A 22,911-nucleotide genomic window follows, 5' to 3' on the forward strand; every position below is an offset into this window, starting at 1 on the left:
ATTCGGCACCGTTGCCCGGTATGGTTATAAATGTCCGCCAAATCCAAAGCCCCGGCTTCGCATCATAAGCGGAGCCGGGGCTTTTTTGTGTAATCAGACGTTAAAGCGGAACAGCATGACGTCGCCGTCCTGGACGACGTATTCCTTGCCTTCCAGGCGGACCTTGCCCGCTTCCTTGGCAGCGGGCATCGATCCGGCTTCAAGCAGGTCTTCGTAGGAGACCGTCTCCGCACGGATGAACCCGCGTTCGAAATCAGTGTGGATGACGCCGGCACACTGCGGGGCCTTCATGCCCTTGCGGAACGTCCAGGCGCGCACTTCTTTTTCGCCGGCCGTGAAGTAGGTGGCCAGTCCGAGCAGGTTGTAAGATGCACGGATCAGCTGGTCAAGACCGGCTTCCTCGATGCCGAGTTCCTCGAGGAACATCGCTTTCTCGTCTTCATCGAGTTCTGCCATTTCTTCCTCGATTTTCGCGCAGACGACGATGACTTCGGCATTGTCGCCTTTTGCGAATTCGCGGACCTGCTGGACATATTCGTTGTTGTCCGGATCCGAGATTTCGTCTTCCGAGACGTTTGCAACGTACAGCATCGGTTTGATCGTGAGCAGGTTCATGCCCTTGATGACCTTCAGCTCGTCCTCGGTGAAGTCAACCGAGCGTGCCGGCTTCTCGCTTTCAAACGCTTCTTTCAGGCGCTTCAGGATCGGCTCTTCAAGCAGCGCTTCCTTGTCTTTCGACTTGACCATCTTCGACACGCGTGTCAGGCGCTTGTCGACGCTTTCCAGGTCGGCGAGGATCAGCTCAAGGTTGATGACTTCGATGTCATCGATCGGATTGACCTTGCCTGAGACGTGGGTGATGTTTTCATCGGCGAAGCAGCGGACGACCTGGCAGATCGCGTCGACTTCGCGGATATGCGAGAGGAACTTGTTGCCGAGGCCTTCGCCTTTGCTGGCGCCTTTGACGATACCCGCGATATCGGTGAACTCGAATGCGGTCGGCACTGTCTTCTTCGGTTTGACAAGTTCTGTCAGTTTGTCGAGGCGCGCGTCCGGCACTTCGACGATCCCGACGTTCGGGTCGATCGTACAGAACGGATAGTTGGCCGCTTCCGCTCCGGCTTTGGTGATGGCGTTGAACAGTGTCGACTTCCCGACGTTCGGGAGCCCGACAATTCCGGCAGTTAATGCCATGGGTTTCCACAACCTTTCAATCTATATCCAAAATAATTAAACAGTCTGATTCAATCCCTACAACTTTATAAGTATAAGAAGAAAAGGCAGGGATGTCCATCATTCCCCTGCCTCTGCGCGTTCAAGCACTTTTTTCATCTTTTTCTCGAAGTCCCGCCGGGGGATCATGACGCTATGCTGGCATCCGGTGCATTTGATCCGGATGTCCGCTCCCAAACGAATGATCTTCCAGGCATTTGTGCCGCACGGGTGCGGCTTTTTCATCTCAACCACGTCTCCGATGCCGTATTCTTTCGGCTCCACCGGGACCACCTCCGGGATATTGCTTTCCTCTGATTCTAACATGTCATTCCGGCGGTTTCGAATCCACCATGACCATTTTCGGATACGGGATCTCGATTCCGTTTTCCTGAAGGAATTGCTTCAGGTCCATGCGCAGCCGGCGCGCCAGGCCAAAATGCATCATCGGGGCGGTTTCCGCGGAAATCCGCATGATGACGTGGTTCGGCTCCAGTGCCTGCACGCCGAGCAGTTCAGGCGGGGCCAGCAGGTCACCGTAGTTCTCATCATCCATGAGGCCCGCCAGGAATTCTTTGATCAGTGACTCGGCTTTCGGAATGTTTGTCTCATAAGAGACCCTGACGTCAATGATCGCCAATGAATTGTAGATGGACGAGTTGACGACTTCCTGGATGTTGCCGTTCGGGATGATGTGCAGTTCCCCCGTATAGACCTTGATCTTGGTCGTGCGGAGGCCGATCTCCTCGACGGTACCCTCGGCTTCGCCGATCCGGACATAGTCGCCGACAGAGAACTGATCCTCGAAGATGATGAAGAACCCGGTGATGACGTCCTTCACAAGGCTCTGCGCACCGAAACCGACGGCCAGGCCGAGCACCCCGGCACCGGCAATAAGGCCGGCCACATTGATATTGAACGTCGACAAGATGGCAAGAATCGCCGCAAAGTAGACGACGTAAGAAATGACGTTCTCCAGCAGCTTGAGCAGCGTGCGCTCCCTCCGGTCTGACAGCGGACGCTTGAGCCTGACGCTGAAGACCCTCCGGAGAACCGCCTTGCCGATCCGGACGACCAGTCCCGCAAGGATGATGATGAGCAAAATCTTCAGGGCCACCAGGCCGACATTTATCCAGAGCGCCTCGCTCAGAAGCGCATCTTTAGCCTTTCCAAATAAATCAAAGGAACGTTGAATTTCCTCACTGAGTTCTTCTGTTACGGGTATTTCCGTTTTTTCGGCAGCCATAACTGTGCCCACCTCCTCTGTTTCCTGTATATCCTCTCAGATTCCAGCGTATACTTCCAAAAACACGCATAGAAAAGAGGTTCATATGATCCGCATCGGGACGAGTTCTGAACAGGGACGTTTCCATTACGCGGAGGCGGGGGCTGCCTGGAGGATCGCCACCGTCCTTCTCCGCCACATACCGTTCGGCGAGCGGCCGATCCGGTTTGTCTGCATCGGGACGGACCGGTCGACAGGAGACGCCTACGGTCCGCTGACCGGCACCTCGCTCACCGAGCAGGGGAGCATCCGCCATCCGATCCTCGGAACGCTCGACAGGCCGGTCCATGCGCTGAACCTGCAGCGGATCGCCGAAGCCGGGGAAGATGTATTCACCGTCGCAATCGATGCCTGTCTCGGAAAAGCCGAGCATATCGGGCAGATTGTCATCGAGGACCGGCCGCTGTTTCCGGGCCGGGCTGTCGGAAAGACGCTGCCGCCGATCGGGGACCTGTCGATCAAGGGAGTTGTCAACGCCGCGGCGCCCAACAGCCAGGAAGTCCTCCAGAATACCCGGCTCCACCTTCCGTTCATGATGAGCCGAGTGACTGCAAGGGCGATCTCACTCGCCTGCTGCAGGCATGAGACCAAACCCGTACAGGAGTCCGGTCACGAGAGCCACGACAAGGATGCCCGGGATGAGGTTTGCCACCCGGATCTTCGTCAGCCCGATCAGGTTTAGACCGATCGCGATGATCATAAGGCCGCCGGTCGCCGTCATTTCTTCAATGAAAAACTGCAGCATGTCATCCGGGATGAACCGGCTGATGACGGAAGAGAGCATCGTGATCGCACCCTGGTAGAGAAAGACGGGCACCGCGGACAGGATGACACCGATGCCGAGTGTCGAGCTCAGGATCAGTGCCGTGAACCCGTCGATGATGCCTTTTGCGATCAGGACGTCATGATCGTTGCGGAGCCCGCTGTCGATCGCCCCGATGACCGCCATCGAGCCGATCACGAAGATGAGGGTCCCCGTGACAAACCCTTGTGCGATGCCGCCCTGGCCATCTTCTCCCGGAGTCTTGCCCGCCTTGGACTCCATCCAGCGGCCGAGGCGGTTCAGCTGTCCGTCGAGGTCGAGCCATTCGCCGATGGCCGCCCCTACGACGATCGAGATGATGACGATGATGATCTGGGAAGTGGCGAAGCTCATCTGGATGCCGATGACCATGACCGCAAGGCCGATGGCGTAGGTCACCGTCTCCCTGATCCGTTCGGGTATCCTTCCGAGAAATCGGCCGATGACCGAACCGATGATGATGAGCAGCACGTTCACCAGTGTGCCGAATAATGCCATAAGGATCCCCCTTTCTGCAAAAAATAGACCGCCCTTTTTCTCCGCAGAAAAAGGGCAGGTGGTTATTGCTGCTGGTCAAGAAGCTCGAGGATCCGTTCAAGGTCTTCATCCGAGAAAAACTCGATCTCGATCTTGCCGCGGTTTTTCGTCTTCCTGATATTGACGCTCGTGCCGAAAAAGTCCCGGAGCTCCGTTTCTTTTTCGGTGATGAAAATGTCTTTCTTTTCTTTCTTTGTTTCACGTGGAACATCTTCGTTCATCCGCTGGACAAGCGCCTCAAGCTGCCGGACATTCAGGCCTTCAGCTGCAGTTTTCTGGGCGACCGGTCCGATCTGCGCTTTCTTTTTGATTCCGAGCAGCGCACGTCCGTGGCCCATCGACAGCCGTCCCTCCGAAAGCATGGAACGGACTTCTTCCGGAAGAGAAAGGAGGCGGAGATGGTTGGCGATGTGAGGGCGGCTTTTTCCGAGACGGAAGGCCAGCTGCTCCTGTGTCAGGCCGAGTGTATCCATCAGCTGCTTATAGGCTTCCGCCTCTTCGACCGGATTCAGGTCTTCGCGCTGAAGGTTCTCGAGGATCGCCAGTTCCATCATCTGCTGGTCGGTCATGTCGCGAACCACTGCCGGCACGGACTCGAGTCCCGCTTCTCCGGAAGCCCGGAATCTCCTTTCGCCGACGACGATTTCATACTTCCGGCCTTTTTTCCGGACGATGATCGGCTGGAGGATGCCATGTTCACGGATCGATTCGGTCAGCTCTTTGAGGCTTTCCTCCTCGAACACTTTTCTTGGCTGGTACGGGTTTGGCTTCAGAAGTTTCAGGTCGATCTGTTCCACTTGTTCGGACTGCTTGAGCGACTCTCCGGGGAAGAGCGCGTTCAGCCCCTTACCTAGCCCCTTCGCCATTGCGGATCACTTCCTTCGCCAATTCTAGATATACTTCCGCTCCGCGCGACCGCGGATCGTAGACAATAATCGGTTCACCGTGGCTCGGTGCCTCGCTCAGCCGGACATTACGGGCAATGACCGTGTGGTACACCTTGTCCTGGAAGTACTTTTTCACTTCCTCTATGACCTGGATGCCGAGATTTGTACGCGCATCGAACATCGTCAGGAGAACGCCGTCGATCATCAGGTCCTGGTTGAGGTGCTTCTGGACGAGCCGGATGGTCGAGAGAAGCTGGCTCAGGCCTTCCAGTGCGTAGTATTCGCACTGGACCGGGATGATAAGTCCGTCAGATGCGGTGAGCGCATTCAGCGTCAGCAGTCCGAGTGAAGGCGGACAGTCGATGATGATGTAATCATAGTCATCCTTCAGCTCATCCAGCGCATGCTTGAGGCGCACTTCACGGGATATCGTGGAGACCAGCTCGATTTCCGCGCCGGCAAGTGCGATGGTCGCCGGAATGACACTTAGGCCTTCCACCTTTGTCGGCATGACCGCACTCCGGACATCGGCGTCATCGATCAGGACATCGTATATGCAGTTCTGGACATCGCCTTTGTTGATGCCGACCCCGCTCGTCGCGTTCCCCTGTGGGTCCGTGTCGATGAGCAGCACCTTCCTGCCCACATGTGCGAGGCAAGCGCTCAGATTGACAGAGGTCGTCGTTTTGCCGACTCCGCCCTTCTGGTTGGCGATCGATATGATTCTTCCCACAATGCACCTGCTTTCCAACTGCTTCGTTGCGGTATTGGCCGGGCCCGCAAAGAGCGGGCCGTTTCTTATATTCTATCAAATTTCCTTGTGACGGTCTTTCGGCCGACAGAAAAAACTCTTGCCGAAGCGGCAAGAGACGGTTACTTCTGTTTCGGGATCCGGACTGTGATTTTGTAGAACTCTTCTTCATCTTCTTCTTCCGTCTGCAGGCGGATGCCGCTCTGGTTGACGAGGGAGAGGGATTGCCGGATCGTATTGAGCGCGATGCGGACGTCCTTGCTGACCGCCTTACGCCGCTTTTTCGGCTTCTGTTCGGGTGCCGGTTCTTCCTCAGGCGGATTCAGGATTTCCTGGATCCTTGCTTCCAGCTGCTTGACGTTATATTGATGTTCCTTGATTTCTTCGAAAACCTGAAGCTGCAGTTCCTCTTCCTTGAGAGGAATCAGAGAACGCGCATGCCGTTCGGAAATCTCACGGTCAAGGATGCCCCTTCTGATCGGTTCAGGGAGCTTCAGGAGCCGGAGCTTGTTGGCAACGGTGGACTGACCCTTGCCGAGCCGCTGCGCGAGTGCTTCCTGCGTGAGGGAATGGAGTTTCAGCAGTTTGTCGTACGCCATGGCCTCCTCGATCGCAGTGAGTTCTTCCCGCTGCAGGTTCTCGATCAGGGCGACGGAAGCAGTCTCTTTGTCGTCCATGTCCCGGATGATTGCCGGCACTTCCGTCCACTTCAGCTTTTTCATCGCCCGGTATCGCCGCTCGCCGGCAATGATCTCGAACTTGCCGTCTTCGATCGGGCGGACGACGATCGGCTGGATCACGCCGTGGATATTGATGGTCCGTGCCAGTTCGTCGATCTTCTCTTCATCAAAGATCGTCCTCGGCTGGAAACGGTTAGGTATGATATCGGCCAGGCGGACCTTGATCACGTCTTCGGAACGTTCCGCCCCGCTCGCTTCAAATAATTCATCTTTATCGCTGTTCCCGAAAAAGCGCGAGAAAGTGCTTTTCAAAACGGGCACCCCCTTATGGACATCCTACTACAAGACAATTCGATGCGGGACCGGAAATTCCTTCCCGGAGAGTCCAAATGTAAGAATATATAAAAAATGTTCCACGTGGAACAGCACAGAATGCTATTCACGCGGAACCATCAATTCTATTGCTTAACAAGCGGAAGTTTGCCCGGGGTGCCGGGTTTCCTCGGGTATTTTTTCGGGGTGCGGGCAACTTTCTCAATGACGAAGATGTTGCGCTCGCTGTCTTCGACCGGCAGCAGGAACGAATGGGATTCCTTCAGGCGGCCGCCAAGGAGTTTCACGGCGTATTCCGCTTCCCGCATTTCTTCACCGGCAGCCGCCGCCTTCATGGAGATGAAGCGGCCGCCTTCCTTTACAAGCGGGAGGCACAGTTCGGCAAGTACCGAAAGGCGTGCGACCGCGCGGGCGGTCACGACGTCAAACGCTTCGCGGAAATCCGGGTTGCGGCCGGCTTCCTCCGCCCGCGCATGGACAAAGCGGACATGGTCGAGCCCGAGCTCTTTTCCGAGTTCATCAAGGAACGTGATCCGCTTGTTGAGGGAGTCGATGATCGTCACCTGCAGTTCCGGGAAGCAGATCTTCAGCGGGATGCTCGGGAAGCCCGCGCCCGCTCCGACGTCACAGACAGTCAGCGGCCCGTCGAATGGGGCCTGGAATGCGGCGCTCACCGAGTCATAGAAATGCTTCAGATACACCTGCTCCCGGTCCGTGATGGCCGTCAGGTTCATTTTCTCGTTCCACTCGACAAGCAGCTCGTAATAGCGGCGGAACTGGGCAATCTGCCGTTCGTTCAGAGAAATGCCGCGCTTTTCAAGTTCCTGCACAAATTGTTCTTCATTCATTGAGACGGTTCCCCTTCCATAAAACAGGCCGATGCGAATCTTGTTCACATCGGCCTATTGGTGTTTAACCGGATACTTTTGCGATCTTTCCCTGTTCGATGTAGACGAGCAGGATGGAGATGTCTGCCGGGTTGACGCCGGAGATCCGGGAAGCCTGCGCGATGGAGAGCGGACGGACTTCATTGAGGTTGTGGCGCGCTTCGGAGGCAATGCCCTGGATGGCATCGTAATCGATGTTTTCAGGGATCTTCTTGTCTTCCATCTTCTTCAGACGTTCCACCTGCTGCATCGACTTGTTGATGTAGCCCTCATATTTAACCTGGATCTCGACCTGTTCCTTGACCTCTTCCGGCAGTTCCTGATCCGCCGGTGCGGCTGCCTCAATCAGGCCGTAGTGGACTTCGGGACGGCGCAGCAGATCGGAGGCGTGGATTGCTTCCTTGAGTTCGGTGCCGCCGATTTCACGGATGGCTTCCTGCAGCGCTTCGTCAGGCTTCAGGACGGTGCGGCTGAGACGTTTGATCTCTTCTTCGATCATCCGCTTTTTCTCGATAAAGCGGGCAAACCGTTCCTCGCTCTGAAGGCCGATCCGGTGTCCGATTTCCGTCAGGCGGAGATCGGCGTTGTCATGGCGAAGGAGCAGCCGGTATTCCGCACGCGAAGTGAGGAGGCGGTAGGGCTCGTTCGTACCCTTGGTCACGAGATCATCGATCAGAACGCCAATGTAGGCATCGGAGCGGCTCAGAATCACTTCATCGCGGCCGAGCACCCGTGCAGCAGCATTGATGCCGGCCATGATGCCCTGTGCGGCGGCTTCTTCGTATCCCGATGTGCCGTTGATCTGGCCAGCCGTGTAGAGGCCGCGGATCCGCTTGGTCTCGAGCGTCGGCCAAAGCTGGGTCGGCACAATTGCATCGTATTCAATGGCGTAGCCTGCACGCATCATTTCGGCCTTTTCAAGACCCGGAATCGTTTCGAGCAGGCGGCGCTGGATGTGCTCCGGCAGGCTGGTGGATAGTCCCTGGACATAGACTTCCCGTGTGTTGCGGCCTTCCGGCTCGAGGAAGATCTGGTGGCGCGGCTTGTCGCTGAAGCGGACGATCTTGTCTTCGATCGACGGGCAGTAGCGCGGGCCCTTGCCTTTGATCATGCCGGAGTACATCGGTGACAGGTTCAGGTTGTCGTTGATGATTTCATGTGTTTCCCCGGTCGTATAAGTGAGCCAGCACGGAAGCTGGTCGGTGATGAATTCGGTCGTCTCGTAACTGAACGCCCGCGGTTCTTCATCGCCGGGCTGAATTTCCGTCTTGCTGTAGTCGATTGTGCGGCTGTTTACACGCGGAGGCGTCCCGGTTTTAAAGCGGACCGTTTCAAATCCTAGTTCCTCAAGGTTCTCCGCGAGGCGGATCGACGGCTGCTGGTGGTTCGGGCCGCTGGAGTATTTCAGGTCGCCGATGATGATCTCGCCGCGGAGGAATGTTCCCGTCGTGACGACGACCGTATCGGCGCGGTAAACGGCACCGACCTGTGTGATGACGCCTTTTACTTCATCGTCCTCGACAATCAGTTCTTCGACGATGCCCTGATGAAGGTGAAGATTTTCCTGCTCCTCCAGCATGCTCTTCATTTCCTGCTGGTAAAGCACCTTATCGGCCTGCGCGCGGAGTGCCCGCACGGCAGGCCCTTTTCCTGTGTTTAGCATGCGCATCTGAATATGCGTTTTATCAATGACTTTCCCCATTGCGCCGCCGAGCGCGTCAATTTCACGGACGACGATCCCTTTCGCCGGGCCGCCGATCGACGGATTGCACGGCATGAACGCGATCATATCGAGGTTCATCGTGAGCATGAGGGTCGATGCACCCATTTTCGCTGCGGCCAGGCCGGCTTCCACGCCCGCGTGGCCCGCTCCGATGACGATTACATCGAACTTGCCTGCTTCAAATTGTGGCATGTTCGTTCATCCTTCCTAATATCTGAATATATGAAGCCGGACTGGGCCGGCGTTTACTTTCCTAGACAGAACTGCGAGAACAACTCATTGATGAGACTTTCCTGCACGGTATCCCCGACGATCTCCCCGAGGATTTCCCAAGCGCGGGTCACGTCGATCTGGACCATATCCACCGGTACCCCGGCCTCAGCCGCCGAAATCGCATCATCGACGGCACGGCGGGCCTGGTGGAGAAGCGCCACATGGCGGGCATTCGACACATACGTCATGTCCTGTGAACCGGTCCGGCCCTCAAAGAACATGGAGGCGATCGCCTCTTCCAGCTCATCGACACCCTCATCCTTAAGGAGGGAAGTCGTGACGACCGGTGCATTGCCCGTCCGGCTGCGGACCTCATCAATATCCAATTTGCGCGGAAGGTCAGTTTTGTTCGCGACGACGATGACGTCCATGCCGCGTACCGCCTCGAACAGCCGGATATCCTCTTCGCTCAGTTCCTCCGAACTGTTCAGCACGAGGAGGATGAGGTCGGCTTCCTTCAGCACCTTGCGGGAACGCTCGACGCCGATCCGCTCGACAATGTCCTCGGTTTCCCGGATACCGGCCGTGTCGACCAGCTTCAGCGGAACACCGCGCACATTGACGTATTCTTCGATGATATCGCGCGTCGTTCCGGCGATATCGGTGACGATCGCCTTGTTTTCCTGCAGAAGGCTGTTGAGGAGCGATGACTTTCCGACGTTAGGACGCCCGATGATCGCCGTCGACAGTCCTTCCCGGAGTATCTTGCCCTGGCCGGATGTGCGGATGAGTCCGTCGATTTCCGAGCGGACCCATGTGCACTTCTCGATCAGGACCGGAAGCGTCATTTCCTCTACATCGTCATACTCCGGATAGTCGATGTTCACTTCCACCTGTGCGAGAGTTTCGATCAGCGCCTGGCGCAGCTCCCCGATCAGCCGGGACAGCCTGCCTTCCATCTGGCCGAGCGCGACATCCATCGCGCGGTCGGTCTTGGAGCGGATCAGGTCCATGACCCCTTCCGCCTGGGACAGGTCGATCCGACCGTTCAGGAAGGCACGCTTCGTGAACTCGCCGGGTTCGGCAAGTCGCGCGCCGCTCCTGAGGGCCAGTTCAAGGACGCGGTTCACCGAGACCAGGCCGCCGTGGCAGTTGATCTCAATGACGTCTTCCCGTGTATAGGTTTTTGGTGCCTTCATCAGGGACACCATTACTTCTTCTGCTGTTTTTCCCGTTTCCGGGTCGACGAGATGGCCGTAGTGGATCGTATGCGATGCCGATTCGGCCAGCGTCTTCCCGGAAGGCGAGCGGAACAGCTTGTCGGTGATGCCGACCGCTTCATCCCCGCTCAGCCGGACGATGGCAATCGCGCCCTCGCCCATAGGTGTGGATATCGCCGCAATCGTATCAAATTCCATTCCGGCCACCCCTTTCTGTATTGTTATCCACATGTGGATAATCCGCATGCGGGCATGGTGATCTAACATAATATAGTACCACAAACACTCCACGTGGAAAAGTAGCGGGATCGGGAAGGAAAAAATCACCGTCCGGATCCCTTGCAAACGGTCTGTTGTGCAACAGGAAAACCCGGTCATCCTGCCTTAAAACGCAAAAAATACCGGACAGCATGGCATGCTGTCCGGCTCTTCTTATTTATGAGGTTCGATGACGATATGGCGGTGCGGTTCCTTGCCTTCCGAATGGGTGTCGACATCAAATCGCTCCGAGAGGGCGTGGTGGATGATTTTCCGTTCCGAAGCGGGCATCGGCTCAAGTGCGACACGCGCGCCGGTCCGCACGGCCTGGTCGGCTTTCCGGTCGGCCAGCGCCTTCAGCGTTTCCGCCCGCTTGGCGCGGTAATCGCCGACATCGACCGAAACGACGAGAAACTGCTTGGCGTAGTTGTTCGCGACCACCTGGACAAGCTGCTGGAGCGCGTTCAGGGTCTGGCCGCGCTTGCCGATCAGCATTGCGGCCTTTTCGCTTTCAAGCCGGAACTCAAGGTTCTTGCCGTCAAGTGCATGGAACACTTCCGCATCCTCCGCCCCCATCTCACGCACGACCGTTTTCAGATAGTCGGCGGTCAGGCCGATCGCCTCGTCAAGGTCCCGCTCCCGGTCCTTTTCGGAGTCATCCGGCAGGACCGGCTCAAGCGGCTCCACCGGAACGACCGGGACAGCGGGGCCCTTCTCTGCATCCTGCTCTTTTTCAGGAGGGACGGGGGACGGGGCTTCCGGCTGCGCAGCCCCGTCCGTAAAGTCAGGGCCTCCGGAATTCAGCGGCTCCATGGGTTCCGCCGGTTCTGCTTCCGGTTCCTCCGCAGGTTCCACCTTTGCCGCCACCGAAGCGGCCTCCGGCTCGGTCCCGACCACTTCGGCCGTGACGCGCACCTTCGCCTCGCGCGCACCGAAGCCGAGAAACCCTTTTTTGCCTTCGTCAATGACCTCGATTTTCACCTGATCACGGGTCAGGCCGAGTTTGGCCAGTGCGTTCGAGACTGCCTCATCGACCGTGGTGCCCGTCGCGACCGTCTGAATCATTTTTTCTTCCCTCCTGATTTGCCGCCTTTTTTCTTCGCCTTCGGCTGTGTCGCAGGGCGTGTGCCTGCCGGCTTCTGCTGTGCCGGGCGATTCTGTGCTGCCGGGGCAGCGGTTGCGGCTGCCGGCTCTTCCTTCTTACTGAACGGCTTGTACATGAAGATGTTCGTTATGAACGAAATGATGTTCCCGATGATCCAGTAGAGCGTCAGCGCGGACGGCAGGAACGTACCGAAAGCAAAGATCATGACCGGCATGAAGTACATCATCGCCTTCATCTGCGGGTTGTCCATTGCAGGCCCCGTACGAAGCACGACAAACTGCGCCGCCGCTGCGATGAATGCCAGGATGATGCTCGGTTCTGCGAGATGGACGCCGAAAATGTCACCGAGGGCGATTTCAGGCGTTGCATTCATCCGGCTGATCGCATGATAGAACCCGATCAGGATCGGCATCTGCACAAGGACAGGCAGGCAGCCCGCTGCCGGATTGACATTCCGCGTTTTCAGGAGCTGCTGGAACTCCTCCTGATATTTCTTCTGTGTTACCGCGTCTTTCGACGGATACTTTGCCTGGAGCGCCTTGATCTCCGGCTGGATTTCCTGCATCCGTTTCGAGCTCTGCACCTGCTTGATCATCAGAGGCAGGATAACAAGCCGGATCAGGATGGTGACTGCGATGATCGCCAGTCCGTATGTGCCGAGCAGGCCCTTGAACATGATGATGAGCGAGACAAGCGGCCAGACAATAAACTTATTCCAGAAACCTTCGCTGTCCTCATAGATCGGCTCATTGAATTCCGTACAACCCGCGAGGAACGCGGCGAGGAATGCGACCATGAGAACCAGCCACAACTTCTTCTTCAAAACCTTTCCCCCAGACGTTCATTCTTTTCCGCCGGCGGCAAAACCGCCTTTCCCATCATCGTACCATGCGGGAGCGGTGCGTTCTACTTCTTTCTGAGCACCCTGGCGATCCTCATGATATGGATCAGGCTCTTCTTCGTCTCATGGAAATCGATCGAGGCTGCCTGGTGGCGGGCGATGATGATGTAGTCCCTGTCCGGGCGGAGTTCATCCTTCAGTTCATGCACCGCCTGACGGACATAGCGCTTGATGCGGTTGCGCGTAACCGCATTTCCGATCTTTTTCGAGACGGAGACCCCGAGCCTGAACTCCTCCTGGCCCTCCGTCCTGAGCGAATAGATGACGAACTGACGGTTCGCGAACGACTTCCCTTGCTTGAATACCCGCTGGAAATCCTTGTTCTTCTTTACCCGCTGGTGTTTGTTCATGGTTGGATCCACCTGCTTCTTGGTTACTATCTACCTTATAAGGAAGGGATCGGCCTTCATTCCTTACCTATTTCATATCCCTCACAGCCGCCCCTAAACGAAAAAAAAGACCACTGAAGTGATCAGTGGACTTATGCGGAAAGTACTTTTCTTCCCCGGCGGCGACGTGCAGCCAGAATGCGGCGGCCGCTCTTTGTCTTCATGCGCGCGCGGAATCCGTGTACTTTGCTGTGCTTGCGTTTATTTGGTTGATACGTACGTTTCATAGTCAGGGCACCTCCTAATCGTTGCCGTTTAAACATCAGACAGTCTTGCATATTATATAAGACACCAGAAACCATGTCAACCGTTTATTTCAACTCCGGAATTGGGATCTGCCCGGTTCCGGCTTTTCATTTGTCCGGGAAGTTATCCACGGTTCTCCAAAATGGTCTGTGAGCGCCATTCGACACGAAAAAAGTTATTCACAGCGCTTATCGACATGTTTCGCACATCCCCATACCTTGTGGATAAAGGATTTGTGCACAGGAGAAAGGCATGTGGATAAGTGCTTCGAACGGTTGTCAGTGCCGGGTTTTTCTGTTACGATGTTGGAGCATAACTTTTCCGCGGAAAACACCCGACTAATTATTATCCACAATTGTTGATAGGTTGTGGATAATTTTTTCCGCATTTTTTAATAGTGCTTGTCCACAGCTTGTGGATTTGTTCGCAAATCCTTTTAATAGGGTTCACGATTCGACAACCAAATAAAAAGAAAAGGAGGTTTCGTGTTGGAACAGTTCGATGATTTATGGAACCAGGTGCTCGCCAGAGTCGAGCAGCGGATCTCCAAGCCCAGCTTTGATACATGGCTGAAATCGACCCGCATGATCGATTACCGGAACGACACCATCATCATCGGCGCGCCCAATTCGTTCACGCGGGACTGGCTGGAGAACCACTATATCCAGCTGATCGCCGGCATCATGAGCGAACTCACCGGCGAAGACGTACATATCCGATTCACCGTGCCCGAAGACGCCGAGGAAGATGCATTCGACATGCCGAAGCCAGCACCCAAGCCGAAAAACGGGCGCCATGTCGATCAGTCGGACGGCATGCTCAATCCGAAGTACACGTTCGATACGTTCGTCATCGGTTCAGGCAACCGGTTCGCCCACGCCGCTTCCCTTGCTGTTGCGGAAGCGCCGGCCAAGGCATACAACCCTCTTTTCATCTATGGGGGCGTCGGATTGGGCAAGACCCACCTGATGCATGCAATCGGCCACTATGTGCGCGAGCACAAACCGGACGCAAAAGTCGTGTATCTTTCCTCAGAAAAGTTCACGAATGAGTTCATCAACTCGATCCGCGACAACGAGGCCGTTGAATTCCGGGACAAATACCGGAACGTTGACGTGCTGCTGATTGATGATATTCAGTTTATCGCGGGAAAAGAACAGACCCAGGAAGAGTTCTTCCATACCTTTAATACGCTGCACGAGTCATCGAAGCAGATTGTCATCTCCAGTGACCGCCCGCCCAAGGAGATCCCGACACTCGAGGACCGGCTGCGTTCCCGCTTTGAATGGGGACTGATCACAGACATCACGCCGCCCGACCTTGAGACCCGGATCGCCATCCTCCGCAAGAAAGCGAAGGCGGACGGGCTTGTTGACGTGTCCAATGAAGTCATGATGTACATCGCGAACCAGATCGATACCAACATCCGGGAACTCGAAGGCGCCCTGATCCGTGTTGTGGCCTATTCGTCGCTCGTCAACGAGGACATCACGCCAAAACTGGCCGAGGAAGCGCTGAAGGACATCATCCCGAATGCCCGGCCTCGACAGGTTACGATCCTGGACATCCAGAAAGCCGTCGGGGAGCACTTCAGCATCCGCCTCGAGGATTTTGCCGCGAAAAAACGGACAAAATCCATCGCTTTCCCCCGGCAGATCGCCATGTACCTTTCCCGGGAAATGACCGAGTTCTCGCTGCCGAAAATCGGAGATGAATTCGGCGGCCGTGACCACTCGACCGTCATCCATGCACACGAAAAGATCTCGAAGATGCTCAAGGAAGACCAGAATCTTCAGCAGGACATCAAGGAAATCCGGGCCGCACTCGGCAAAAACTGATGTGGATAACCCGCCTTCGGACGAACAATCCTGCCAACAGGTTATGCACATGTAGATAAGTATGGGGCGATTGGGCTAAAGGCACTTATCAACTTATCCACAGCCCCTATTACTATTACTATCTATCTTTTTACTTTTAAATTAAATATATAAGCGAGGTATCGAGATGAAATTTGAGATTGCGAGGGACCGGCTTCTCGACGGCCTGAGTGACGTCATGAAAGCCGTCAGCTCGAAAGCCGCCATTCCGATTCTGACGGGCATCAAATTGGATGTGGACGAAGAAGGGCTTCACCTGACCGGAAGCGACTCGGATATTACGATCCAGACATTCATCCCTGCGGAAGAAAACGGCGAACAGCTGATCCGCACATCCCAGAGCGGTTCGATCGTGCTGCAGGCCAAGTACTTTAACGAGATCGTCAGGAAGCTCCCGACAAACGACATCGAAATCGAAGTGAGCGGTCATCTGCAGACGCATATCCGGTCCGGAAAATCCGAATTCCATCTGATCGGCTCTGATGCGGAAGACTATCCGCAGCTGCCCGAAATCGATGACGACCGGCATTTCGCCATCCCGGCTGATTTGCTGAAGTCGATCATCAGGGAAACCGTGTTTGCCGTTTCCGCATCAGAGTCCCGCCCGATCCTGACCGGTGTCCACTGGCAGGTACAGGAAGGGGAACTGGTCTGCGTCGCGACAGACAGCCACCGCCTGGCACGCCGCAAGACCCGGCTCGAGAACGCCCCCGAAGACGACTACAGTGTCGTCATCCCGGGCAAGAGCCTCCAGGAACTGAACAAGATTCTCGGAGATTCCAATGAGCCGGTCGGCATCACGATGAGCAACAAGCAGGTGCTGTTCCGTGCGGGGCATGTCCTGTTTTACTCACGCCTTCTCGAAGGGAATTATCCGGACACAAGCCGGCTGATCCCTTCGGAGTACAAGACCGATATCTATGTGAACGGCAAGACACTTCTCCAGTCGATTGACCGGGCCTCGCTGCTTGCCCGCGAAGAGCGGAACAACGTTGTGCGCTTTACGGCCGATGGCAGCAATGTCGTCGAGATCTCCTCGAATTCTCCTGAAATCGGGAAAGTCGAAGAACAGGTAGAAACGGCTTCCGTTGAGGGTGAGGAGTTAAAGATTTCCTTTAGTGCCAAATATATGATGGATGCACTCCGCGCAATCGAAGGACAGGATATTGTGATCCGGTTCACCGGCGCGATGCGGCCGTTTATCCTGAAGTCGGCCGAGGACGATACGCTTCTTCAGCTGATCCTCCCGGTCCGCACATACTGATCAAGGGAATCAATGCAAAGAAAGGGACAGCCCGAATGGCTGTTCCTTTTGTTTATCGCCGGAAAGCGATAAAATAGGGGGAAGGAAGAATATTGGACGAAGGGCGGTGTCGACCGTGGAACGTCTTGCGATCGATGCGGAATTCATCACACTCGGACAGGCGCTGAAAATGACCGATACCATCTCCTCCGGGGGCATGGCGAAATGGTTCCTGTCCGAACACGCCGTTTATGTGAACGGCGAACCGGAGAACCGGCGGGGCCGGAAACTGCGTGACGGGGATGTCCTCAACATCCCGGGAACGGGCAGGTTCCGTGTTTCAGGGCCGGCTCCGGGTGACAACTGATGCATATCGAACAACTCAAGCTGAGGAACTACCGGAACTATGAATCACTGGACCTGTCATTTTCTCCGAACATCAATGTGCTGATCGGCGAAAACGCACAGGGCAAAACCAACGTCATGGAAGCCATCTATGTGCTTGCAATGGCGAAATCACACCGCACGTCCAACGATCGTGAATTGATACGCTGGGGCGCGGATTATGGTAAAATAGAAGGAGCGGTACAGCGGAAATACGGCGTTCTGCCGCTTGAGCTGACGCTCTCCAAAAAAGGCAAGAAAGCCAGGGTCAATCATCTGGAGCAGCAGAGGCTGAGCGATTACATCGGACAGCTGAATGTCGTCATGTTCGCGCCTGAGGATCTGCACCTCATCAAGGGCAGCCCGCAGGTGCGGCGCCGTTTTCTGGATATGGAAATCGGCCAGGTGTCCAGGGTCTACCTGCATGACCTGCTTCAGTTCCATAAGGTGATGCGGCAGCGGAACGCCATCCTGAAGGCCAATCAGGGCAGGAGCGGCCTCACCGATGTCATGTTCGATGTCTACACGGACCAGTATGTTGATCTGGCGATCCGCATCATCCGGAAGCGCTTCGAGTTCGCGGAAATGCTCCAGAAATGGGCAGAACCGATCCACAGGGGGATTTCCCGTGGGCTGGAAGAACTGGTGATCACGTACGAAACGATGAAAGACATCGAACCGGACCAGTCGGCCGAAGAAATGGGCAACCGGCTGAGGGAGCGGCTGGACGGGCTCCGCCAGCGCGAACTTGACCGGGGCGTGACACTGGCCGGACCTCACCGGGACGATCTGACGTTTTTCGTGAACGGGCACAATGTCCAGGTTTACGGGTCGCAGGGCCAGCAGAGGACGGCAGCCCTGTCCCTGAAGCTCGCGGAAATCGAGCTTCTGCGGCAGGAAACGGGCGAATCCCCTGTGCTTCTCCTGGACGACGTCCTGTCCGAACTGGACGACTACCGGCAGTCGCATCTGCTGAATACGATCCAGGGACAGGTCCAGACGCTGGTCACGACGACAAATGTCGACGGCATTACGCATGAGACGATCCGGAAAGCGGATCTGTACCGGGTAACCGCCGGCACGGCAGAACACGAGAATCACGACGACTGAACACGCGGCAGGGTCATCCCTCCGCGGGTTTTCACGCATACAGGATATCGTTGCATCATGTTTGGGCATGAAAGGGCAGGTGAACGGAATTGGCGATGGAAGAAGAGAACCTTCGCAACAATGATTACGGGGCGGATCAGATCCAGGTCCTCGAAGGTCTTGAGGCGGTCCGCAAACGTCCCGGTATGTATATCGGCTCGACCAGTTCAAAGGGTCTGCACCATCTCGTCTGGGAAATCGTCGACAACTCGATCGACGAGGCGCTGGCGGGCTACTGCGACCATATCGAAGTGGCGATTGAGAAAAACAACTGGATCCGCGTACAGGACAACGGGCGCGGGATCCCCGTAGGCATCCAGGAAAAAACCGGCCGTCCCGCAGTCGAGGTCATCATGACCGTGCTCCACGCCGGCGGGAAATTCGGCGGCGGAGGATACAAGGTGTCCGGCGGCCTGCACGGCGTCGGCGCCTCTGTCGTGAACGCGCTGTCGGAGCGGACGGAAGTGAAGGTGGCCCGTGACGGGCACCTGCACTTTATCGCATTTGAACGCGGGCAGATCTCCGAAGAGCTGAGGGTGATCGGCGACACCGAAGAGACCGGATCGGAAGTCCGTTTTAAGGCGGACCCCGAGATTTTCACCGAGACGACGGTCTATGAATACGACATCCTCGCACACCGCCTGCAGGAACTGGCTTACCTGAACCGCGGCATCCGCATCACGCTGTCGGATGAGCGCGGCGAAGAAGAGCGGTCCGACTCCTATCACTACGAGGGCGGCATCAAATCCTATGTCCAGCACATCAACGAGGACAAGGAGCCGATCCACGAGGAACCGATCTTCATCGAAGGCGAGAAAGACGGCATTTCCGTCGAAATCGCCATGCAATACAATGCAGGATACGCATCGAATATCTTTTCATTCGCAAACAATATCAACACGTATGAGGGCGGCACGCACGAATCCGGATTCAAGACGGCGCTCACGCGGGTCATCAACGATTATGCACGCAAAAGCGGACTCCTGAAGGACAATGAGTCGAACCTGTCCGGTGAAGATGCCCGGGAAGGCCTGACGGCGATCGTCTCCGTCAAACACCCGGATCCGCAGTTCGAGGGTCAGACAAAGACAAAACTCGGCAACTCGGAAGTCAGCCAGATCGTCAACTCGCTGTTCTCCGAGGGACTCGAGCGTTTCCTCATGGAGAACCCGACCGGCGCCCGCATGATCGTCGAGAAGGGCCTCATGGCCGCAAGGGCCCGGGTCGCTGCGAAAAAGGCGCGTGAACTCACCCGCCGGAAGTCGGTGCTTGAGATTTCTAACCTTCCGGGCAAGCTGTCCGACTGCTCGTCCCGGGATCCGGCGATCAGTGAGCTGTATATCGTTGAGGGAGACTCGGCGGGCGGCTCTGCGAAAAACGGCCGCGACCGCCACTTCCAGGCGATCCTCCCGCTTCGGGGCAAAATCCTGAACGTCGAGAAGGCGAACATCAACCGGATCCTTTCCAACACGGAGATCCGCGCGATGATCACGGCGCTCGGCACGGGGATCGGCGACCAGTTTGACCTGTCCAAGGCCCGCTACCACAAAGTCGTCATCATGACCGATGCTGATGTCGACGGCGCCCACATCAGGACGCTGCTTTTGACATTCTTCTACCGCTTCATGCGGCCGCTCATCGAAGCGGGATACGTCTATATCGCCCAGCCGCCGCTTTATCAGGTCAAGCAGGGCAAACATATCGAATATTGCTACACGGACGATGAACTGCAGGAGATCCTCGCCCGCCTGCCGCAGGTCCCGAAACCGGTCATCCAGCGGTACAAGGGTCTCGGGGAGATGGACGCGGAGCAGCTTTGGGACACGACGATGGATCCCGAGTACCGCACGCTTCTCCAGGTCAGGCTCGAGGACGCGCTTGATGCCGATGCCATTTTCGAGCAGCTCATGGGCGATGAGGTCGCTCCGCGCCGCCAGTTCATCGAAGAAAACGCAGTTTACGTCAAAAATCTTGATATATAAGGCTTTACTTGAAAGGGGTCAAAGACCATGGCAGACACGCCGGACCGTGGCGTCCAACGCATCAACATCAGTACGGAGATGAAAACCTCGTTCCTTGACTACGCGATGAGTGTCATCGTGTCTCGTGCGCTGCCGGACGTCCGTGACGGGCTCAAACCGGTCCACCGCCGGATTTTGTATGCCATGCAGGACCTCGGCAACACCGCAGACAAACCGTACAAAAAGTCAGCGCGTATTGTCGGGGACGTCATCGGTAAGTACCACCCGCACGGCGACAGCGCAGTATACGACACGATGGTGCGGATGGCACAGGATTTCAACTACCGGTATATGCTCGTCGACGGCCACGGGAACTTCGGTTCGGTAGACGGCGACGCTGCTGCCGCCATGCGGTATACGGAGTCCAGGATGTCGAAGATTTCCGCGGAGCTTCTGCGCGATATCAACAAGGACACGATCGACTACCAGCCGAACTATGACGGACAGGAAAAAGAACCGATTGTATTGCCGAGCCGCTTCCCGAACCTTCTGGTCAACGGATCCTCCGGTATTGCAGTCGGGATGGCGACAAACATTCCGCCGCATAACCTTGGGGAAGCGATCAATGCAGTTCTCGCACTTGCGGACAATCCTGATATCACGACAGAGGAACTCATGGAGATCATCCCCGGTCCCGATTTCCCGACCGGCGGGCTCATCCTCGGCCGGAGTGGCATCCGCCGCGCCTATGAAACGGGCCGCGGCTCCATCCTGACACGCGGCAAGGTCGAGATCGAGACCGCGCCGAACGGCAAGGAAACGATTCTCGTCCACGAACTTCCCTACCAGGTGAACAAGGCCCGGCTGATCGAGAAGATCGCCGAACTTGTCCGCGAAAAGCGGATCGAAGGCATCACCGATCTCCGGGACGAGTCCGACCGCCATGGCATGCGCATCGTCATGGAAGTCCGGCGTGACGCGAATGCCAACGTGATCCTGAATAACCTCTATAAGCACACCGCACTCCAGACAAGCTTTGGCATCAACATGCTTGCACTGGTGGACGGCCAGCCGAAGGTGCTCAGCCTGAAGGAAATGCTGTTTTACTACCTGGAGCACCAGAAAGAGGTTGTCACGCGACGGACACGCTTCGAACTGAACAAAGCGGAAGACCGCGCGCATATCCTTGAAGGCCTGCGCATTGCGCTTGACCACATCGATGAAATCATCGCGCTGATCCGTGCCTCAAAAACGACAGATGAAGCGAAAAAAGCGCTCATGGAACGGTTCAGCCTATCGGAGCGGCAGTCCCAGGCCATCCTCGACATGCGCCTCCAGCGCCTCACCGGCCTCGAGCGCGATAAGATCGAGGAAGAGTACAAGGAACTTCTGCTTCTGATTGCCGAACTCCGTGCCATCCTGGCAGACGAGCAGAAGCTTCTGGAGATCATCAAGGAAGAACTTGCCGACGTGAAGGAAAGGTTCAATGATGCACGCCGCTCGGAAATCACCGCAGGCGGTTCCGAGATGCTCGAGGACGAGGACCTGATCCCGGTCGAAAACTCGGTCATCACCCTCACGCACCGGGGCTACATCAAGCGGCTGCCGGCCAGCACCTACCGCAGCCAGCGGCGCGGCGGGCGCGGCGTCCAGGGTATGGGAACGAATGAGGACGACTTTGTCGAGCACCTGCTCTATACGTCCACCCATGACCGGATCCTGTTCTTCACCAACACCGGCAAAGTGTACCGGCTGAAGGGGTATGAGATTCCGGAATTCAGCCGTACGGCGAAGGGCCTGCCGATCATCAACGTGCTCGGACTGGATAAAGGTGAAAGCGTCACGACAATGCTCCGGGTGGATGAGTACGACGAGGAGGCCTTCCTCGTCTTCACGACCAAGCAGGGAGTCGCAAAGCGGACCCCTGTCACGCATTTCGCCAACATCCGCTCTAACGGGCTGATCGCCCTTTCCCTCCGCGAGGACGATGAACTTGTCCAGGTTAAGGTGACCGACGGCACAAAAGACGTGGTCATCGGAACACGCGGCGGCATGCTGATCCGCTTCCTTGAAGACGATCTTCGTCCGATGGGCCGGACGGCGACCGGTGTGCGCGGCATCCATCTCCGGGACGGCGACTACGTTGTCGGCATGGATGTGGTCGAGGAAGGCCAGGAGATTCTGGTCGTCACGGAGCAGGGCTTCGGGAAACGTACGCCTGAATATGAATACCGGACACAGTCGCGCGGCGGATATGGACTGAAGACGGTCCATGTGACCGACCGGAACGGGCCGCTCGTCTCCATGAAGACGATCGACGGCACGGAAGACATCATGATCATCACGATCCACGGCATCCTGATCCGGATGGATGTCGCCGACATTTCGGTTATCGGCCGGATCACGCAGGGCGTTCGCCTCATCCGTCTTGACGAAGGCGAGTATGTGGCGACGGTCGCGAAAGTGGAAAAAGAAGAAGAAGAGGATCTTCCTGACGGAGAGTTGGAAGATATCCTGGAAGAGCAGTTCGACGATCCGGAAAAGCTGGAACCGGAATCCGCGGTAGAGGATGAATTCCCTTCTATCGGGGAAGATGGGGAAGACTTCGGATCCGGCGATGACGTCGCCGGTGACGATTCCGGACAGGAAGATAAAGAGTAATGCATTGCAGGAAAACGGCTTTTGACCGTTTTCCTGTTTTTTTGTTTCCGGGGGTTGCATTTTGCCTGTCATCCGAGTATAGTAGAGAAGTTGTCGTTCGGAACGCGGTCCACAAAAAATATTTCACATTTTATGTTGACTTTCCGGACCGGCGATGATATGATAATTAAGCTCTCGTTAAGAGATATGAAACTTTGCGGCGAGCAC

21 protein-coding genes are annotated in these 22,911 nt (G+C 56.3%); 7 read left to right on the forward strand and 14 right to left on the reverse strand.

Going from position 1 to position 22,911, the window contains the following annotated elements; translation table 11 throughout:
• Window positions 1-93: 93 nt before the first annotated feature.
• The 3 genes from ychF to C772_RS12450 form a co-directional block, all read right to left on the reverse strand.
• Window positions 94-1,194, reverse strand: a complete 1,101-nt coding sequence (gene ychF, locus C772_RS12440; RefSeq protein WP_008300441.1) for a redox-regulated ATPase YchF — start codon at window positions 1,192-1,194, stop codon at window positions 94-96.
• Between the two features lie 99 nt (window positions 1,195-1,293).
• Window positions 1,294-1,497: a DUF951 domain-containing protein gene (locus C772_RS12445; RefSeq protein WP_035002395.1), complete on the reverse strand. Its 204-nt coding sequence runs from the start codon at window positions 1,495-1,497 to the stop codon at window positions 1,294-1,296.
• A gap of 43 nt (window positions 1,498-1,540) precedes the next feature.
• Entirely contained in the window at window positions 1,541-2,458 is a 918-nt protein-coding gene (locus C772_RS12450; RefSeq protein ID WP_008300446.1) for a mechanosensitive ion channel family protein, read from the reverse strand.
• Between the two features lie 85 nt (window positions 2,459-2,543).
• Between C772_RS12450 and yyaC the strand changes: the two genes are divergently transcribed.
• Window positions 2,544-3,179, forward strand: coding sequence for a spore protease YyaC (gene yyaC / locus C772_RS16420; protein ID WP_008300448.1), 636 nt, complete (start codon window positions 2,544-2,546; stop codon window positions 3,177-3,179).
• Here the strand turns inward: yyaC and C772_RS12455 are convergent.
• From C772_RS12455 to rpmH, 11 genes are all read right to left on the reverse strand, one after another.
• Window positions 3,060-3,797 carry a DUF554 domain-containing protein gene (locus C772_RS12455; RefSeq protein ID WP_008300450.1) on the reverse strand — a complete coding sequence of 246 codons (738 nt, stop codon included), beginning with the start codon at window positions 3,795-3,797 and terminating at the stop codon, window positions 3,060-3,062. The genes yyaC and C772_RS12455 overlap by 120 nt on opposite strands.
• 62 nt (window positions 3,798-3,859) lie before the next feature.
• Window positions 3,860-4,702 carry a ParB/RepB/Spo0J family partition protein gene (locus C772_RS12460; RefSeq protein ID WP_008300452.1) on the reverse strand — a complete coding sequence of 281 codons (843 nt, stop codon included), beginning with the start codon at window positions 4,700-4,702 and terminating at the stop codon, window positions 3,860-3,862.
• Window positions 4,683-5,456 carry a ParA family protein gene (locus tag C772_RS12465; RefSeq protein WP_008300454.1) on the reverse strand — a complete coding sequence of 258 codons (774 nt, stop codon included), beginning with the start codon at window positions 5,454-5,456 and terminating at the stop codon, window positions 4,683-4,685. Before C772_RS12465 ends, C772_RS12460 begins: the two co-directional genes overlap by 20 nt.
• A gap of 140 nt (window positions 5,457-5,596) precedes the next feature.
• Window positions 5,597-6,466 (reverse strand): nucleoid occlusion protein, encoded by an 870-nt coding sequence (gene noc / locus C772_RS12470; protein WP_008300456.1) that lies wholly within the window; start codon window positions 6,464-6,466, stop codon window positions 5,597-5,599.
• 146 nt (window positions 6,467-6,612) lie between these two features.
• Window positions 6,613-7,335: a 16S rRNA (guanine(527)-N(7))-methyltransferase RsmG gene (gene rsmG, locus C772_RS12475; protein WP_035002384.1), complete on the reverse strand. Its 723-nt coding sequence runs from the start codon at window positions 7,333-7,335 to the stop codon at window positions 6,613-6,615.
• Between the two features lie 64 nt (window positions 7,336-7,399).
• Window positions 7,400-9,289, reverse strand: a complete 1,890-nt coding sequence (gene mnmG / locus C772_RS12480; protein WP_008300459.1) for a tRNA uridine-5-carboxymethylaminomethyl(34) synthesis enzyme MnmG — start codon at window positions 9,287-9,289, stop codon at window positions 7,400-7,402.
• A 53-nt stretch (window positions 9,290-9,342) separates the two neighbouring features.
• Window positions 9,343-10,728, reverse strand: coding sequence for a tRNA uridine-5-carboxymethylaminomethyl(34) synthesis GTPase MnmE (gene mnmE / locus C772_RS12485; protein ID WP_008300461.1), 1,386 nt, complete (start codon window positions 10,726-10,728; stop codon window positions 9,343-9,345).
• Window positions 10,729-10,962: 234 nt separating this feature from the next.
• Complete coding sequence (gene jag, locus C772_RS12490; protein WP_008300463.1) at window positions 10,963-11,853, reverse strand: RNA-binding cell elongation regulator Jag/EloR; 891 nt, start codon at window positions 11,851-11,853, stop codon at window positions 10,963-10,965.
• Window positions 11,850-12,716 carry a membrane protein insertase YidC gene (gene yidC / locus C772_RS12495; protein ID WP_008300465.1) on the reverse strand — a complete coding sequence of 289 codons (867 nt, stop codon included), beginning with the start codon at window positions 12,714-12,716 and terminating at the stop codon, window positions 11,850-11,852. Before yidC ends, jag begins: the two co-directional genes overlap by 4 nt.
• 83 nt (window positions 12,717-12,799) lie before the next feature.
• Window positions 12,800-13,144, reverse strand: a complete 345-nt coding sequence (rnpA, locus tag C772_RS12500) for a ribonuclease P protein component (RefSeq protein WP_008300467.1) — start codon at window positions 13,142-13,144, stop codon at window positions 12,800-12,802.
• Between the two features lie 131 nt (window positions 13,145-13,275).
• Window positions 13,276-13,410 carry a 50S ribosomal protein L34 gene (gene rpmH, locus C772_RS16425; RefSeq protein ID WP_081607183.1) on the reverse strand — a complete coding sequence of 45 codons (135 nt, stop codon included), beginning with the start codon at window positions 13,408-13,410 and terminating at the stop codon, window positions 13,276-13,278.
• Between the two features lie 507 nt (window positions 13,411-13,917).
• On the opposite strand from rpmH, the gene dnaA reads away from it, so the two are divergent.
• The 6 genes from dnaA to gyrA all read left to right on the forward strand — a co-directional run bounded on the left by dnaA (window position 13,918) and on the right by gyrA (window position 22,704).
• Complete coding sequence (dnaA, locus tag C772_RS12505; protein ID WP_008300469.1) at window positions 13,918-15,267, forward strand: chromosomal replication initiator protein DnaA; 1,350 nt, start codon at window positions 13,918-13,920, stop codon at window positions 15,265-15,267.
• Between the two features lie 166 nt (window positions 15,268-15,433).
• Window positions 15,434-16,570 (forward strand): DNA polymerase III subunit beta, encoded by a 1,137-nt coding sequence (gene dnaN, locus C772_RS12510; protein ID WP_008300471.1) that lies wholly within the window; start codon window positions 15,434-15,436, stop codon window positions 16,568-16,570.
• Window positions 16,571-16,685: 115 nt separating this feature from the next.
• Window positions 16,686-16,916: a S4 domain-containing protein YaaA gene (gene yaaA / locus C772_RS12515; RefSeq protein WP_008300472.1), complete on the forward strand. Its 231-nt coding sequence runs from the start codon at window positions 16,686-16,688 to the stop codon at window positions 16,914-16,916.
• On the forward strand, window positions 16,916-18,043 hold the full coding sequence (recF, locus tag C772_RS12520; RefSeq protein WP_008300474.1) for a DNA replication/repair protein RecF: 1,128 nt from the start codon (window positions 16,916-16,918) through the stop codon (window positions 18,041-18,043). The genes yaaA and recF overlap by 1 nt, the downstream gene beginning before the upstream one ends.
• Window positions 18,044-18,138: 95 nt before the next feature.
• The gene (gyrB, locus tag C772_RS12525) at window positions 18,139-20,064 is read left to right on the forward strand and encodes a DNA topoisomerase (ATP-hydrolyzing) subunit B (RefSeq protein ID WP_008300476.1); all 1,926 of its coding nucleotides are present in this window, start codon (window positions 18,139-18,141) and stop codon (window positions 20,062-20,064) included.
• A 27-nt stretch (window positions 20,065-20,091) separates the two neighbouring features.
• Window positions 20,092-22,704 carry a DNA gyrase subunit A gene (gene gyrA / locus C772_RS12530; RefSeq protein WP_008300478.1) on the forward strand — a complete coding sequence of 871 codons (2,613 nt, stop codon included), beginning with the start codon at window positions 20,092-20,094 and terminating at the stop codon, window positions 22,702-22,704.
• Window positions 22,705-22,911: the final 207 nt, after the last annotated feature.

Origin of the sequence: Bhargavaea cecembensis DSE10 (assembly GCF_000348905.1) — a bacterium.
In the GTDB taxonomy this organism is placed as follows: Bacteria; Bacillota; Bacilli; order Bacillales_A; family Planococcaceae; genus Bhargavaea; species Bhargavaea cecembensis.

Excerpts from the sequence above, each read along its gene's own strand:
- rpmH (WP_081607183.1), bottom strand. The coding sequence starts at position 13,410 with ATGAAACGTACGTATCAACCAAATAAACGCAAGCACAGCAAAGTACAC.
- C772_RS12455 (WP_008300450.1), bottom strand. The coding sequence starts at position 3,797 with ATGGCATTATTCGGCACACTGGTGAACGTGCTGCTCATCATCATCGGT.
- jag (WP_008300463.1), bottom strand. The coding sequence starts at position 11,853 with ATGATTCAGACGGTCGCGACGGGCACCACGGTCGATGAGGCAGTCTCG.
- rsmG (WP_035002384.1), bottom strand. The coding sequence starts at position 7,335 with ATGAATGAAGAACAATTTGTGCAGGAACTTGAAAAGCGCGGCATTTCT.
- mnmG (WP_008300459.1), bottom strand. The coding sequence starts at position 9,289 with ATGCCACAATTTGAAGCAGGCAAGTTCGATGTAATCGTCATCGGAGCG.
- rnpA (WP_008300467.1), bottom strand. The coding sequence starts at position 13,144 with ATGAACAAACACCAGCGGGTAAAGAAGAACAAGGATTTCCAGCGGGTA.
- gyrB (WP_008300476.1), top strand. The coding sequence starts at position 18,139 with ATGGAAGAAGAGAACCTTCGCAACAATGATTACGGGGCGGATCAGATC.
- mnmE (WP_008300461.1), bottom strand. The coding sequence starts at position 10,728 with ATGGAATTTGATACGATTGCGGCGATATCCACACCTATGGGCGAGGGC.
- ychF (WP_008300441.1), bottom strand. The coding sequence starts at position 1,194 with ATGGCATTAACTGCCGGAATTGTCGGGCTCCCGAACGTCGGGAAGTCG.
- C772_RS12450 (WP_008300446.1), bottom strand. The coding sequence starts at position 2,458 with ATGGCTGCCGAAAAAACGGAAATACCCGTAACAGAAGAACTCAGTGAG.
- recF (WP_008300474.1), top strand. The coding sequence starts at position 16,916 with ATGCATATCGAACAACTCAAGCTGAGGAACTACCGGAACTATGAATCA.
- C772_RS12460 (WP_008300452.1), bottom strand. The coding sequence starts at position 4,702 with ATGGCGAAGGGGCTAGGTAAGGGGCTGAACGCGCTCTTCCCCGGAGAG.
- gyrA (WP_008300478.1), top strand. The coding sequence starts at position 20,092 with ATGGCAGACACGCCGGACCGTGGCGTCCAACGCATCAACATCAGTACG.
- yyaC (WP_008300448.1), top strand. The coding sequence starts at position 2,544 with ATGATCCGCATCGGGACGAGTTCTGAACAGGGACGTTTCCATTACGCG.
- dnaN (WP_008300471.1), top strand. The coding sequence starts at position 15,434 with ATGAAATTTGAGATTGCGAGGGACCGGCTTCTCGACGGCCTGAGTGAC.